Source organism: Nocardioides sp. Z35_8 (assembly GCF_059621125.1).
In genome coordinates this window covers 1,942,194-1,956,653 of sequence record NZ_JCAQIE010000001.1, presented here as the reverse complement: position 1 = coordinate 1,956,653, position 14,460 = coordinate 1,942,194, and the positions used below count along the sequence as shown (strand labels likewise).

13 protein-coding genes are annotated in these 14,460 nt (G+C 73.2%); 8 read left to right on the top strand and 5 right to left on the bottom strand.

Going from position 1 to position 14,460, the window contains the following annotated elements; translation table 11 throughout:
* Positions 1-21 precede the first annotated feature (21 nt).
* Positions 22-513, top strand: a complete 492-nt coding sequence (locus tag AC54T2_RS09395; RefSeq protein WP_489975962.1) for an anthrone oxygenase family protein — start codon at positions 22-24, stop codon at positions 511-513.
* Positions 514-528: 15 nt separating this feature from the next.
* On the opposite strand, the gene AC54T2_RS09390 is transcribed toward AC54T2_RS09395, so the two are convergent.
* Positions 529-1,287 carry a TetR/AcrR family transcriptional regulator gene (locus AC54T2_RS09390; RefSeq protein ID WP_496666034.1) on the bottom strand — a complete coding sequence of 253 codons (759 nt, stop codon included), beginning with the start codon at positions 1,285-1,287 and terminating at the stop codon, positions 529-531.
* A 124-nt stretch (positions 1,288-1,411) separates the two neighbouring features.
* Between AC54T2_RS09390 and AC54T2_RS09385 the strand changes: the two genes are divergently transcribed.
* Together AC54T2_RS09385 and AC54T2_RS09380 are read left to right on the top strand one after the other, a co-directional pair.
* Positions 1,412-2,353, top strand: a complete 942-nt coding sequence (locus AC54T2_RS09385; protein ID WP_496666033.1) for an NAD-dependent epimerase/dehydratase family protein — start codon at positions 1,412-1,414, stop codon at positions 2,351-2,353.
* Between the two features lie 60 nt (positions 2,354-2,413).
* Positions 2,414-5,806 (top strand): pyruvate carboxylase, encoded by a 3,393-nt coding sequence (locus AC54T2_RS09380; protein WP_496666032.1) that lies wholly within the window; start codon positions 2,414-2,416, stop codon positions 5,804-5,806.
* On the opposite strand, the gene AC54T2_RS09375 is transcribed toward AC54T2_RS09380, so the two are convergent.
* From AC54T2_RS09375 to lpdA, 4 genes are read right to left on the bottom strand one after another with little or no spacing between them, the layout of a single operon-like run.
* Entirely contained in the window at positions 5,793-6,734 is a 942-nt protein-coding gene (locus tag AC54T2_RS09375) for an SGNH/GDSL hydrolase family protein (RefSeq protein WP_496666031.1), read from the bottom strand. The genes AC54T2_RS09380 and AC54T2_RS09375 overlap by 14 nt on opposite strands.
* Positions 6,731-7,963, bottom strand: a complete 1,233-nt coding sequence (locus AC54T2_RS09370; RefSeq protein WP_186341384.1) for a SpoIID/LytB domain-containing protein — start codon at positions 7,961-7,963, stop codon at positions 6,731-6,733. The genes AC54T2_RS09375 and AC54T2_RS09370 overlap by 4 nt, the downstream gene beginning before the upstream one ends.
* 58 nt (positions 7,964-8,021) lie before the next feature.
* A complete protein-coding gene (locus AC54T2_RS09365; protein ID WP_489975957.1) occupies positions 8,022-9,413 on the bottom strand; it encodes an NAD(P)H-quinone dehydrogenase in 1,392 nt (463 codons plus the stop codon).
* A gap of 10 nt (positions 9,414-9,423) precedes the next feature.
* Positions 9,424-10,827, bottom strand: coding sequence for a dihydrolipoyl dehydrogenase (gene lpdA / locus AC54T2_RS09360; RefSeq protein ID WP_186341382.1), 1,404 nt, complete (start codon positions 10,825-10,827; stop codon positions 9,424-9,426).
* Between the two features lie 67 nt (positions 10,828-10,894).
* Between lpdA and AC54T2_RS09355 the strand changes: the two genes are divergently transcribed.
* Genes AC54T2_RS09355 through AC54T2_RS09335 form a run of 5 tightly spaced genes read left to right on the top strand, consistent with a single transcriptional unit; the run spans position 10,895 to position 14,456 of the window.
* Positions 10,895-11,347, top strand: coding sequence for a gamma-glutamylcyclotransferase (locus tag AC54T2_RS09355; RefSeq protein ID WP_186341381.1), 453 nt, complete (start codon positions 10,895-10,897; stop codon positions 11,345-11,347).
* 45 nt (positions 11,348-11,392) lie between these two features.
* Positions 11,393-12,205, top strand: a complete 813-nt coding sequence (locus AC54T2_RS09350; protein ID WP_489975956.1) for a purine-nucleoside phosphorylase — start codon at positions 11,393-11,395, stop codon at positions 12,203-12,205.
* A gap of 7 nt (positions 12,206-12,212) precedes the next feature.
* Positions 12,213-13,007, top strand: a complete 795-nt coding sequence (locus tag AC54T2_RS09345; RefSeq protein WP_496666030.1) for an NAD-dependent epimerase/dehydratase family protein — start codon at positions 12,213-12,215, stop codon at positions 13,005-13,007.
* Between the two features lie 47 nt (positions 13,008-13,054).
* The gene (locus AC54T2_RS09340) at positions 13,055-13,429 is read left to right on the top strand and encodes a MerR family transcriptional regulator (protein WP_496666029.1); all 375 of its coding nucleotides are present in this window, start codon (positions 13,055-13,057) and stop codon (positions 13,427-13,429) included.
* A gap of 34 nt (positions 13,430-13,463) precedes the next feature.
* Positions 13,464-14,456 (top strand): aldo/keto reductase, encoded by a 993-nt coding sequence (locus tag AC54T2_RS09335; protein WP_496666028.1) that lies wholly within the window; start codon positions 13,464-13,466, stop codon positions 14,454-14,456.
* Positions 14,457-14,460 lie beyond the last annotated feature (4 nt).

Here is a 14,460-nt window from a genome sequence, read left to right as displayed (position 1 = left end):
GGCTGCGGTGGACTGGGTGCCATGACCAGCACCCCTCTCGGCCCCGTCCTCGTCCTCTCCCTCGCTGCGACCGTCGTCGCCGGGCTGCAGGCGGGCACCTACTTCACCTGGGCCACCGGGGTGATGCCCGGTCTGGCGCGGGTGGACGACCGGACCTTCGTGGCCACCATGCAGCAGGTCAACGTCGCGATCGTGAACCCGATCTTCCTCGCCACGTTCGCCGCACCGCCCCTCCTCGCGGGCGCCGTCGCGGTCCTGGGCACCGGGCCGGCGCGGCCCTGGGCGATCGCGGCCACGGTGCTGGCGGTGGGGACCGTCGCGATCACCGTCGCCGGCAACGTCCCGCTCAACGACGCCCTCGCGGCCGCCGGGCGCCTCGACGCCATCGCCGACCTCGCCGCGGTCCGCGCGGACTTCGAGTCGCGCTGGGTCGCGCTCAACATCGCGCGCTGCCTCACCTCGGCCGGTGCGCTGGCCTGCCTCGCGGTGGCGGCCCTCCGGCTCAGGGGATGACGGGACCGGCGGGGCTCACCCCAGCCCGACCGTGCCGACCAGCAGGTCGAGGTGGTGCTCGAAGACGTCCTCGGGGTCGGTGAACGTGTCCGCGCCGTACTGGCCGAACACCTCGAACGACACGCAGCCGAACAACGCCGCCCAGGCGAAGAGGCCGCGGGCCGCCAGCCGGTCGGGGACGGAGAGGTGCACCTCCTCGCGGATCCGCGCCAGGTCGCGCGAGAGCCGGGGCGAGTCGAGCGGTGCGTCGTCGACCACGATCGCCCCCGCGCGCCACGCGTCCTCCCACACCTCCACGAGCCGCCCGACCACCCGCGTGCCCGGCCCGGTCGTCCGCTCGGCGGGCGCCTCGTAGCCGGGCACCGGGCTGCCGAAGAGCAGGGCGTACGTCGCGGGCTCGCGCAGCGCCCACGCCCGGGCGGCGCGGGCGATGGCGACCATGCGTCCCGCGTGGTCGGCCGGATCCACCTCGGCCAGCGCCGCGTCCACGGCGTCGCCCAGTTCGTCGTAGCCGTCGATGACGAGCAGCGTCAGCAGCTCGTCGCGGCTCGCGACGTAGCGGTAGACGGCGGAGGACACCAGGCCCAGGTCGCGCGCGACGGCCCGCAGGGACAGCGCGGCCGCGCCGTCGGTGGCGAGGTGATCCCGACCGATCCGCACGATGTCGCGCATCGTCTGCTCACGTGCCCGGGCGCGCGGCGAGGAGGCGCGGGCGGCGGGCGCAGATGGGGTCGGCGAGGCGGGCGAGGAGGGCGTCGTCCGGGAGTCGGCCATCCCGACATCCTCGCACATCGGTGAGCACGTGTGCCGAAAGAGAGCATCGCTCTTGCCTTTGTCGTCGGACGTCGCCATGATGGTCGAACCGAGAGCACCGCTCTCTCAATCCCCGGGAGATCCCATGAGCACCGTCCACGTCGTCACCGGAGCCGGACCCGTCGGCTCGACCGTCGCCCTCCAGCTGGCCGACGCCGGCCACCGGGTGCGCCTGCTGACCCGCTCGGGCAGCGGGCCGACCCACCCCCTGGTCGAGCGCCGCCGCGTCGACGTCTCGCGCCCGGAGGAGCTGGGGGACGCGTTCGCTGGTGCGGTCGCGGTCCACCACTGCATCCACGGCTCGGCGTACGACGCTCGCGTCTGGCGCGCCGAGCTGCCCCGGGCCGAGCGGGTCGTGCTGGAGGCGGCGGGACGGGTGGGGGCCGTGGTGGTGTTCCCCGAGAGCCTCTACGCCTACGGGCCGGTGACGGAGGTGATCACCGAGGCCACCCCGCGCACCGCGAGGACGGGCAAGCTCGGGGTCCGCACCGAGCTGCTGGCCCAGCGCGACGCCTCCCCCACCCCGACCGTCAGCGTGGCCGCGTCCGACTTCTACGGTCCGCTGGTCCGCAACGCCCACGCGGGCGAGCGGATGGTGCCCACCGTCCTTGCCGGGCGGACCATGCGCGTGCTGGGCAGCCCCGACCAGCCGCACTCGTTCACCTACGTCCCCGACCTGGCGGCGGCGATGATCACGGCCGCTGCCCGCGAGGACCTGTGGGACTCGTTCCTCCACGCCCCCACCGCTCCCGCCCCCACGCAGCGCCGGCTGGTCGAGATGGTGGCCGAGGCGGCCGGGGTACGCACGCCGCGGGTCGCCTCGGTCCCGGTGCCGGTGCTCGGCGCCGCGGGCCTGCTCTCGCGCCGGGTGCGGGAGATGGCGGAGACCGGCTACATGTTCGCCCGCCCGTTCGTCATGGACTCGACCGCGAGCGAGCGCCGGCTCGGCCTCGCCCCGACCCCGCTGGCGGAGGGGGTGGCACGGACGGTGGCGTGGTGGCGCGAGGAGCAGCACGCTGCCGCCTGAGCCGCCCGGGGTACGGACAGGTGATCCACCTCACACCCGGCGCTCGATAGCGTGCGGCACATGTTCTCCAAGGTGCTCGTCGCCAACCGTGGCGAGATCGCAGTCCGGGCGTTCCGTGCCGCACGCGAGATCGGCGCGCGCACGGTGGCCGTCTTCCCCTACGAGGACCGCGGGTCCGAGCACCGGATGAAGGCCGAGGAGGCCTACCAGATCGGCGAGGTGGGCCACCCGGTCCGCGCCTACCTCGACCCGCAGGCCATCGTCGACGTGGCGGTGCAGTGCGGGGCCGACGCGATCTACCCCGGCTACGGCTTCCTGTCGGAGAACCCCGCGCTCGCCGAGGCGTGCGCCGCCGCCGGGATCACCTTCATCGGACCCAGCGCCGAGGTGCTCACGCTGACCGGCAACAAGGCGCGCGCGATCGCGGCGGCACATGCCGCGGGCGTGCCCGTGCTCGAGTCGGTGCCGCCGTCCACGGACGTCGAGGAGCTCCTCACCGCCGCCGAGCGCATCGAGGCGCCCCTCTTCGTCAAGGCCGTCGCCGGTGGCGGCGGTCGCGGCATGCGGCGCGTGGAGGACCGGGCCGACCTGCGCGAGGCGATCGAGACCTGCATGCGCGAGGCGGAGGGCGCGTTCGGCGACCCGACCGTCTTCATCGAGCAGGCCGTCGTCGACCCGCGCCACATCGAGGTGCAGATCCTCGCGGACGGCACCGGCTCCGACGGCGGCGTCATCCACCTCTACGAGCGCGACTGCTCGGTGCAGCGCCGCCACCAGAAGGTCATCGAGATCGCCCCGGCGCCCCGCCTCGACCCGGAGCTGCGCGAGCGCATCTGCGCCGACGCGGTCCGCTTCGCCCGCGAGATCGGCTACACCAACGCCGGAACGGTCGAGTTCCTCCTCGACCCCGCCGGGCGCTACGTCTTCATCGAGATGAACCCCCGCATCCAGGTCGAGCACACGGTGACCGAGGAGGTCACCGCCGTCGACCTCGTGCAGTCGCAGATGCTGATCGCGGCCGGCGCCACCCTCGCCGACCTCGACCTGACCCAGGACTCGGTGCGCCCCCGCGGCTTCGCGCTGCAGTGCCGCATCACCACCGAGGACCCAGCCAACGGCTTCCGCCCGGACACCGGCCGGATCACCACCTACCGCTCCCCCGGCGGTCCGGGCGTGCGGCTCGACGGCGGCACCACGTACTCGGGCGCCGAGATCAGCCCCCACTTCGACTCGATGCTCGCCAAGCTCACCTGCCGCGGGCGTACGTTCGAGGCGGCCGTGCAGAAGGCCCGGCGGGCGCTGCTCGAGTTCCGCATCCGCGGCGTCGCCACCAACGTCGGGTTCCTCCAGGCCGTGCTGGCCGACCCCGACTTCGCGGCCGGGGGCGTCACGACCTCGTTCATCGAGGACCACCCCCAGCTGCAGAGCGCCAGCCTCGGCGGCGACCGCGCGACCAAGCTGCTGGCCTACCTCGCCGACGTCACGGTCAACCAGCCGCACGGCGCCGCACCGGTGAGCGTCACCCCGGTGAGCAAGCTGCCGCAGGTCGACCGCTCCGGGCCCGTGCCCGACGGCACCCGCCAGCTGCTCCGCGAGGTCGGGCCCGAGGAGTTCGCCCGTCGGCTGCGCGCCCAGGACCGGGTCGCGGTCACCGACACGACGTTCCGCGACGCCCACCAGTCGCTGCTCGCCACCCGCGTCCGCACCCGCGACCTCCTCGCGGTCGCCGACCACGTGGCGCGCACGACGCCGCAGCTGTGGTCGGTGGAGTGCTGGGGCGGGGCGACGTACGACGTCGCGCTCCGCTTCCTGTCCGAGGACCCGTGGGAGCGGCTCGCCGCACTGCGCGAGGCCATCCCCAACGTCGGCCTGCAGATGCTGCTGCGCGGGCGCAACACGGTCGGCTACACGCCCTACCCCACCCAGGTCACCGAGGCGTTCGTGCAGGAGGCCGCCGAGACCGGCATCGACGTGTTCCGCATCTTCGACGCCCTCAACGACGTCTCGCAGATGCGCCCGGCCATCGACGCGGTGCGGGCCACCGGCACCTCGGTGGCGGAGGTCGCGCTCTGCTACACCGGCGACCTGTCCTCGCCCGACGAGCGGCTCTACACCCTCGACTACTACCTGCGCCTGGCCGAGCAGATCGTCGACGCCGGCGCCCACGTGCTCGCGATCAAGGACATGGCCGGCCTGCTGCGCGCGCCCGCCGCCCGCACCCTGGTCACGGCGCTGCGCGAGCGCTTCGACCTGCCGGTGCACCTCCACACCCACGACACCCCCGGCGGCCAGCTGGCCACGCTGGTCGCGGCCATCGAGGCGGGGGTCGACGCCGTCGACGCCGCATGCGCGGCGATGGCCGGCACCACCTCGCAGCCCGCGTTGTCGGCGCTGGTCTCCGCGACCGACCACTCCGCGCGGGAGACCGGGCTGTCGCTGGCCGCGGTCAACGCGATGGAGCCCTACTGGGAGGCCGTACGCCGGGTCTACGCGCCCTTCGAGTCGGGCCTGCCGTCCCCGACCGGGCGGGTCTACCGCCACGAGATCCCCGGCGGCCAGCTGTCCAACCTGCGCCAGCAGGCCATCGCGCTGGGCCTGGGCGAGAAGTTCGAGCAGATCGAGGACATGTACGCGGCCGCCAACGACATCCTCGGCAACGTCGTGAAGGTGACGCCCTCCTCCAAGGTGGTCGGCGACCTGGCCCTCGCGCTCGTCGCCGCAGGCGCCGACCCGGCCGACTTCGAGGCCGACCCCGCCTCCTACGACGTCCCGGACTCGGTGATCGGCTTCCTCAACGGCGAGCTCGGCGACCCGCCGGGCGGCTGGCCCGAGCCGTTCCGCACCAAGGCCCTCGCCGGCCGCACCTGGAAGCAGCCGGTCGAGAGCCTCACCGACGACCAGCGGGCCCGCCTCGCCGACGACCGGCGGGCGGCCCTCAACGAGCTGCTCTTCCCCGGCCCGACCGCGGCGTTCGAGGAGTCGCGCGCGGCCTACGGCGACCTGTCGGCGGTCTCCACGCTCGACTACCTCTACGGCCTGCGCCGCGGCGAGGAGCACCGCGTGCAGGTGCGCGAGGGACGCGAGATGCTGTTCGCCCTCGAGGCCATCAGCGAGCCGGACGAGCGCGGCTTCCGCAACGTGATGGCCACCGTCGACGGCCAGATGCGCCCGGTGCAGGTGCGCGACCGCAGCATCTCCGCCGACGTCGCGTCCGCCGAGAAGGCCGACCCGACCGACGGCGGCCACGTCGCGGCCCCCTACGACGGCGCCGTGACGGTCGCCGTGGCCGAGGGCGACGACGTCGAGGCCGGGCAGACGGTCGCGACGATCGAGGCGATGAAGATGGAGGCCGCGATCACCGCCGCCGTGGCCGGCACGGTGCAGCGACTGGCGGTCCGCTCCACGCAGGCCGTCGAGGGCGGCGACCTGGTGCTGGTGATCAGCCCTCGTTGACGACGACCACGTCGGGGTCGGGCTCGGCGTGCTCGGTGACCTCGGGGTCCTCCCCCGTCACCTCGCGGAACACCTCGGTCGCCACGGCACGCATGCCGTTGACCTTGGGATGGAACGGCGCGGCGATGCCCGCGCGGAACTGCGGTCCGTTGACCCAGGCGCGGCCCTTCGCGCACACGTTGTGCCCGTCGGAGACCGCCGCCATGTCGACGTAGGACGCGCCCGCGGCCAGTGCACCCCTGCGCAGCGAGTCGTTGAGGACGCCGGCGACCTCCGCCACCGGCCGCAGGACGTCGGCGGGCACACCGACGGCGGGGCAGGAGCCGTCGCTCGGCAGGATGTCCGGATAGCCGACGACCAGCACCTCGGCGTCCGGCGCGGCACGCGTGATGCGTCGCACCGCCTGCTGGATCCGTCCGGCGACCCTGGCCGCGTCGGCGCGCAGCCGCTCGACCGGACAGGCGGCCCCCGTGCCGGCCTGGCACTGGATCAGCGCCTCGTAGATCCCGAAGTCGTTGCCCCCCATCCCGAGGGTGACCAGGTCGGTGTCGCCCGAGACCGCGTCGAGCTGCGGAGGGGTCGTCTGGCCGTCGAACGTCAGCATCGGCTCGTAGAGGTCGGCCGTCGTGGCCGCGGAGCAGGTCACGTCGGTGTAGCTCGCGACCTCGAGCCAGTCGGCCAGGAAGGCGGGGTAGTTGTCCTTGGAGCGGGCGCAGCCCTGGGGGTCGGTGCGCATCGTGCCGATGAACGGTCCGGCCGAGAACGAGTCGCCCAGCGCGACGTAGTCGATGTCGCTGGTCGGCTCGGTGCCGAGGCCGAGGTCCGGCAGGTCGGTCTCGCCGTCGCCGGCCGCCTGGCCGGAGTCGCACGCGGAGGCGGCGAGCGCGAGGGCGACGAGCGCCGCCGCGAGCCGGAGGCGTCGGGTCACGGGCGGGCGGGGCCGTTCTGGCGCGGGGTCACGGCGAAGGTGAACCAGTCGGAGTAGAGGCCGAGGTAGGAGCGGACGGTGTCGCCGCTGACGGTGGCCCGGCCGCCGGTGAAGACGAACGCCATCTCGGTGACGCGACCGCCCCAGTCGCCGTTGCCGTCGCGGGAGACGACCTCGATGCCGGTGAGGTCGCCCAGGTCGGGCCAGTGCTTCTCGACCTGCGTGTCGTCGACGGTCGTCGACCACGTGGCGTACGTCGGGTTGGCCAGGCCGTCATAGGGGTCGGCCTGCGCCACGAGGTAGGGCATCGACCCGGCCGAGGAGAAGCCGCCGTTGCTGGCGGAGAACTGGGTGAACGCCGGGCGGCCGCCGTGGAAGAGGCCCTGACGGGCGGTGGCGCGGATCGCCGCGGTGGCGGACGGGTGCTCGACGTCGGCGCCGCCGTAGACCTGGCAGAGCGCGGTGTCGCAGAGGTCGTAGTGGGGCGCTGCGGGGTGCGAGCGCTCGAACGCCGCATAGGTGCGCGCCGCCACGGACTGGGCGCTGACCGCCGCGGGCTCCCAGAGCGCCGGCACCTCCTCGGGCACGACGCCGCGCAGGTAGGCCTCCATGCCGATGCGGTTGACGGTCTGGCGCTTGCCGCCCTGGCGGGCCGCGACCGACTGCAGGGTGCCGCGGTAGTCGCGCCGGCCGCCGGGCAGCACCAGGGTGAGCCGGCCGTCGGCGGCGCGGAACTCGCCCTCGCCGCGGAACGTCTTCCACGTGCGCCACCCACCGCCCTTGGTGCGCTGGACGGCGGTGCGGTCGCCCTGCGCGATGAGCCGCCACTTCTTCGCCGGCAGCTGCGGGATCCGCCAGGTGCGGCCGCGGCCGAGGCTGGTGACCTTGAGCCCGCGCTCGGCCACGACCTGGACGTCGCGGCCGGTGTCGGCGGTGATCAGCACGCGCAGCTTGCCGCGCACCTGCCCCCAGGTGGTGCCGGGGTAGTAGAACTCGTTGATCTGCTGCCAGGTGAGGCCCTGCTGGGCCGCGCCGAGGGCGCCGTACTGCGACATGCCGCGCCCGTGGCCGTAGCCGTGCCCGGTGATGGTGATCGCCGTGCTGCCGGGCGTGGACCACGCCTCGACACGTTGCCGCGGCTCTGCCGACGCGGGCGCGGAGACGGCCGCGGGCAGCAGCAGCGCGCTCACGGCGAGCGCGAGCGGCAGCAGGCGGGAACGGGTCTTCATGTCTCTTCTCCCCCAAGGACGAACGTCGAACCCCCGAGGTTACAGGGGGCGCGGGGACTCAGACGTGGTGCAGCCGGCGGGCGGCCTCGGCGATCGAGCCGCTCATCGACGGGTAGACCGTGAACGCGTGGGCGAGCTGGTCGGCCGTGAGCGACTCCGCGACCGCGACCGACACGGGGTGGATGAGCTCGGACGCGCGGGGACCGACCACGACTCCCCCGACGACGATGCCGGTGCCGGGCCGGCAGAAGAGCTTGACGAAGCCGTCGCGCACGCCCTGCATCTTGGCGCGGGCGTTGCCGGCCAGCGGCAGGGTGACGACCTCGGCGGCGATCTCGCCGGCGTCGACGGCGTGCTGCGACCAGCCGACGGTGGCGATCTCCGGGGAGGTGAACACGTTGGAGGAGACCTTCTTGAGGTCGAGGGGCGCGACGGCGTCGCCGAGGAAGTGCCACATCGCGATGCGGCCCTGCATCGCCGCCACCGACGCGAGCATCAGCACGCCCGTGCAGTCGCCCGCGGCGTAGATGCCGCGCGCCGAGGTGCGCGAGACCCGGTCGACGGTGATGAAGCCGCCCTCGTCGACGGCCACTCCGGCCTCCTCGAGCCCGAGGTCGGCGGTGTTGGGCACCGAGCCGAGGGCGAGGATGCAGTGGCTGCCGGAGACCGTGCGACCGTCGGTGAGCGTCACGGTGACCTCGTCGCCGTCGCGGGTGACCGACTGCATGCGCGAGCGGCCGAGCACGTTCATCCCGCGTCGGGTGAGCACGTCCTCCAGCACGGCCGAGGCGTCGGCGTCCTCGCCGGGCAGCACCCGGTCGCGGCTGCTGACCAGCGTCACGTCGATGCCGAGCGAGAGGTAGGCGCTGGCGAACTCCGCGCCGGTGACGCCCGAGCCGACCACGATGAGCTTCTCGGGCACCTCGGTGAGGTCGTAGACCTGCTCCCAGGTGAGGATCCGCTCGCCGTCGGGCTGCGCGCTGGGCAGCGTGCGCGGCGCGGCGCCCGTCGCGACGATGACGGCGTCGGCCTGCAGCGTCTCCTCGCCGTCGGCGGTCGTGGCGACCACCGTCAGGTCGGGGCCGAGGCGGCCGCGGCCGGTCAGCACGCGTACGCCGTCGCGGTCGAGCCGGGCCGCGATGTCGCTCGACTGGTCGGCCGCGAGCTGCTTGACGCGGGCGTTGACCCGGGCCAGGTCGACGTTGATCGTCGTGGCCGCGTCGCCCTGGAGGTCGTGGAAGTTGACCCCGAGCTCCTGCGCCGTCGACATGTCGGTCATCAGCTCGGCGGTGGCGATGAGCGTCTTGCTCGGCACGCAGTCGGTGAGGACCGCGGAGCCGCCGACGCCGTCGGTGTCGACGACGGTGACCTCGGCCCCGAGCTGGGCGGCGACGTGGGCGGCCTCGTAGCCGCCGGGGCCGCCGCCGATGATGACGATGTGATCACTCATGCAGCAGGCCTCAGAGGTTGATCATGTGACCGGCGATGCCGTGGACGGCCTCCTTGACGGCCTCGCCCAGAGTCGGGTGAGCGAAGACGTTGCGGGCCACCTCGTCGGCGGTCAGGTCCCACTTCTGGGCCAGGGTCATCACGGGCAGCAGCTCGGTGACGTCGGGGCCGATCATGTGGGTGCCGATGATCTCGTTGTGCTCGGCGTCGGCGACGACCTTCACGAAGCCGAACGCCTCGCCGAGGCCCATCGCCTTGCCGTTGGCGGTGAAGGGGAACGTCGCGGTCTTGACGTCGTAGCCCTTCTCCGTGGCCTGGGCCTCGGTGTAGCCGAACGACGCGATCTGCGGCATGCAGTAGGTCGCGCGGGGCACGAAGTCGTACTCGACCGGCATCGTCTCGGCGCCGTTGATCGTCTCGGCGGCCACGATGCCCATCGCCTCGGCGACGTGGGCGAGCATCAGCTTGCCGGTGCAGTCGCCGATGGCGTAGACGTTGTCGACGTTGGTGCGGCAGTAGTCGTCGATCTCGATGGCCCCGCGCTCGGAGACGGCGACGCCGACGTTCTCGAGGCCGAAGCCCTTCACGCGCGGGGCGAAGCCGAAGGCCGCGAGGAACTTGTCGGCCTCGAGCACCTGCTCGTCACCGCCCGCCGCGGGCGCGATGGTGACCTTGACGCCCGAGCCGGTGTCCTCGACCTTCTTCACCGCGGTGGAGGTCAGCACCTTCACGCCGAGCTTCTTGTAGTGCTTGAGCAGCTCCTTGGACACGTCGGCGTCCTCGGTGGGGACCATCCGGTCGAGGAACTCCACGATCGTCACGTCGACACCGAAGTTGGCCATCACGTAGGCGAACTCCACGCCGATCGCGCCGGAGCCGCCGATGACGATCGAGCCCGGCAGCTGGTCGGTGAGGATCTGCTCCTCGTAGGTCACGACGTTGTCGCTGAGCTCGACGCCGGGCACGAGGCGCACCGTGGCGCCGGTGGCGAGGATCAGGTTGTCGAAGGTGTAGCCGGTGGTCTGGCCGTCCTTGTCCTTGACGTCGATGCCGGTCGCGCTGGTCAGGGTGCCCCAGCCGTCGATCTCGGTGATCTTGTTCTTCTTCATCAGGAAGTGGACGCCCTTGACGATGCCGGCGCTCACGTCGCGGCTGCGCTTGTGGGTGGGGCCGAACGCCATGGTGGCGTCGCCCTCGATGCCGTACTTGGCCTTCTCGTGCTGGAGCGTGTGCGCCAGCTCGGCGTTCTTCAGCAGGGCCTTGGACGGGATGCACCCGACGTTGAGGCAGACACCTCCCCAGTACTTCTCCTCCACCACGGCCACCTTCTGGCCGAGCTGGGCTGCGCGGATCGCGGCGACGTAGCCACCGGGGCCGGCGCCGAGGACGAGGGTGTCGAAGTGGGTGTCGGTCACCCGACCAGCCTAGTTGTCCTCCGCGCAGAGGGAACACCCGAGGTGGTGGCTGGATATCGTGTGGCCCGTGACCCTGTACGCCGCCTACGGGACCAACCTCGATCCCGCCCGCATGGGGGAGCGCTGCCCCCACTCGATCCTGCACTCCACGGGCTGGCTCACGGGCTGGCGGCTGACGTTCGGCGGCGAGGAGCACGGCTGGGACGGCGCCCTGTCGACGATCGTGCAGGACCCCTTCGAGCAGGTGTTCGTGGCGGTCTACGACGTCACGCCGGAGGACGAGCGCGCGCTCGACGGCTGGGAGTCCGCCGACACCGGCCTCTACCGCAAGACCAAGGTGCGGGTGCAGACCCTCACCGGCGAGCTGGTGGTGTGGGCCTACGTCCTCGACGCCTACGAGGGCGGCCTGCCGTCGGCGTCCTACCTCGGCGTCCTCGCCGACGCGGCCGAGGCCGCGGGTGCTCCCGAGGACTACGTCGCCGCGCTGCGCCGGCGCGCCTGCCGCTCCACCGGCCTCTGAACGCCGGGGCCGGGCTCGGGCACCGGTCCGTCTAGAGTTCGCGACGTGAGCCATGCAGACGTCGCCCCCACGCCCTACGAGACCGCCGCCGAGGCCGCCGCCAGGCTCGCCGAGCTGACCGGCGTCGAGCGCCACGACATCGCCCTGGTCCTGGGCTCCGGCTGGCTCCCGGCCGTCGACGCCCTCGGCGACGCCACCGCCGAGATCGACACCACCGACCTACCCGGCTTCAGCGCCGCCGCGGTCGCCGGGCACAGCGGCAAGATCCGCTCCATCCGCAGCGGCGAGAAGAACCTGCTCGTCTTCCTCTCCCGCACCCACTTCTACGAGGGCAAGGGCGTCGCAGCGGTCGTCCACCCGGTGCGTACGGCGGCCGCGGCCGGCTGCTCGGCCATCGTCCTCACCAACGGGTGCGGCGGCCTCAAGGAGGGGTGGCAGCCCGGCCAGCCGGTGCTGATCTCCGACCACATCAACCTGACGGGCACCAGCCCCGTCGTGGGCGCCAACTTCATCGACCTCACCGACCTCTACAGCCCCCGCCTGCGCGCGATGTGCCGTGAGGTCGACCCCACGCTCGACGAGGGCGTCTACGTGCAGTTCCCCGGCCCCCACTACGAGACCCCCGCCGAGGTGCGCATGGCCGGCATCATGGGCGGGCACCTCGTCGGCATGAGCACCACGCTCGAGGCGATCGCGGCCCGCGAGGCGGGCATGGAGGTGCTGGGCATCAGCCTGGTCACCAACCTCGCCGCGGGCCTGAGCGGCGAGCCGCTCAACCACGAGGAGGTCCTCGAGGCCGGACGGTCCGCGGCCAGCCGGATGGGCGGCCTGCTCAGCCAGGTCGTCACCAGGATCTGAGGTCGGGGTGCGCGTCCTGGTCACCGGCGCGGCCGGCAGCATCGGTCGGGTCGTCACGGCCGGGCTCGTCGACCTCGGGCACGACGTCGTCGGCCTCGACCTGGTGCCCGCGCCCGACGGCACCCCGTTCGCCTGGCACGAGGCCGACTGCGCCGACGCGGACGCCGTCGAGGCGGCGTTCGCCGCGCAGCCGCTCGACGCGGTCGTGCACCTCGCGGGCATCCCCCGGGAGGCGTCGCTGCCCGACGAGCTGACGTCCCACGTCGTCACCACCGCGGCCCTGCTCGACGCGATGGTCGGCCACGACGTGCCCCGCGTGGTCTACGCCTCCTCCAACCACGCCGTGGGCCGGACGCCGCGTGCCGACGGCGAGCTGTCCGTGCAGGCCCTGCCGCGGGCCGACACCTACTACGGCGTCGCGAAGGTGGCGGCGGAGGCGCTGCAGCTCTTCTCCGACCGCCACGGCCTCGACGTCGTGGCGTGCCGCATCGGCTCGTTCCTGGAGGAGCCGACGAGCGTGCGCAGCCTGTCGACCTGGCTCTCGCACGGCGACTGCGTGCGCATGGTCGAGGCCGCGCTCACCACGCCCGCGCCGGGCTACGCGGTGCTCTACGGCATCAGCGCCAACACCCGCGCGTGGTGGGACCTCGAGCCCGGTCGCCGGCTGGGCTACGAGCCGCAGGACGACGCCGAGGCCCACGCCGGGCGCGTCGAGCCCGGGCCGCACGACGACGCGGAGGCCGAGTACGTCGGCGGGCCCTACGCCACCGCGGAGGCGGTCCGGCCCGCGCTCGGCGACTGACCCGCGGGGCTTGACTTCGAGCACGCTCCAGGTCTCACACTGGTCCGATGACCGGCCTGAGCATCGCCGAGGCGGCCGCACGGAGCGGGCTGACCGCCCACACCCTGCGCTACTACGAGCGCGACGGGCTCCTGCTGCACGCGGTCGAGCGGGCCCCGTCGGGTCACCGCCGCTACGCCGAGGAGGACCTGCGGTGGATCGAGATGGTCACCCGGCTGCGGGCCACCGGCATGCCCATCCGTGACGTGCGCCGCTACGCCGCCCTGGTGCGTGCGGGCGACGGCACCGAGGCCGAACGGCTCGGACTCCTGCTCGCCCACCGCGACGTCGTCGAGCGCGAGCTCGCCGAGGTGACCTCCCACCTCCGCGCCATCGACCACAAGATCGCCCTCTACGAGCACCAGGTCGCGCCGACCCCTTGACCTGGAGCGCACTCGAAGGCGAAGGGTGGTGGCCATGACCATCCAGACACGACAGATCGGCACCCTCACCGTCTCGGCGCTCGGCCTGGGCTGCATGGGGATGTCGGAGTTCTACGGCACCCCCGACGAGCAGTCGGGCATCGACACGATCCACCGCGCCCTCGACCTCGGCGTGACCTTCCTCGACACCGCCGACATGTACGGCCCGTTCACCAACGAGCGGCTGGTCGGCCGGGCCATCGACGGCCGGCGCGACGAGGTGCAGCTCGCCACCAAGTTCGGCAACGAGCGCAACCCCGACGGCTCCTGGGTCGGCATCAACGGCTCGCCCGACTACGTCCGCCGCGCGTGCGACGCCTCCCTCGAGCGGCTCGGCGTCGACCACATCGACCTCTACTACCAGCACCGGGTCGACCGGTCGGTGCCCATCGAGGAGACCGTCGGCGCGATGCAGGAGCTGGTCGAGGCCGGGAAGGTCCGCCACCTCGGCCTCTCCGAGGCCTCCGCCGAGACGATCCGGCGCGCCCACGCGACGCACCCGATCACCGCGCTGCAGTCGGAGTACTCGCTGTTCACGCGCGGCCTCGAGGACGAGGTCATCCCGACCCTGCGCGAGCTCGGCATCGGCCTGGTCCCCTACTCCCCCCTCGGGCGCGGCATCCTGACCGGCGCCGTGACCCGTGAGTCGCTGGCGGCCGACGACTCCCGCGCGACCGGCCGCTTCCCGCGCTTCAGCGGCGACGCCCTCGACGCCAACCTGGCCCTCGTCGATGAGGTCCGGGAGATCGCCGCCACCAAGGGGTGCACCCCCGGACAGCTCGCGCTCGCCTGGGTGCTCGCCCAGGGCGACGACGGCCTCGGCGTCGCGCCGATCCCCGGCACCAAGCGGGTGCGCTACCTCGAGGAGAACGTCGGCGCCCTCGACGTCGACCTCACCGCCGACGACCTGGCCGCGCTGGAGCAGGCCGTGCCGCGCGACGCCGTCACCGGCGACCGCTACGGCGACATGTCCACCGTCGACGCCTGAGCGC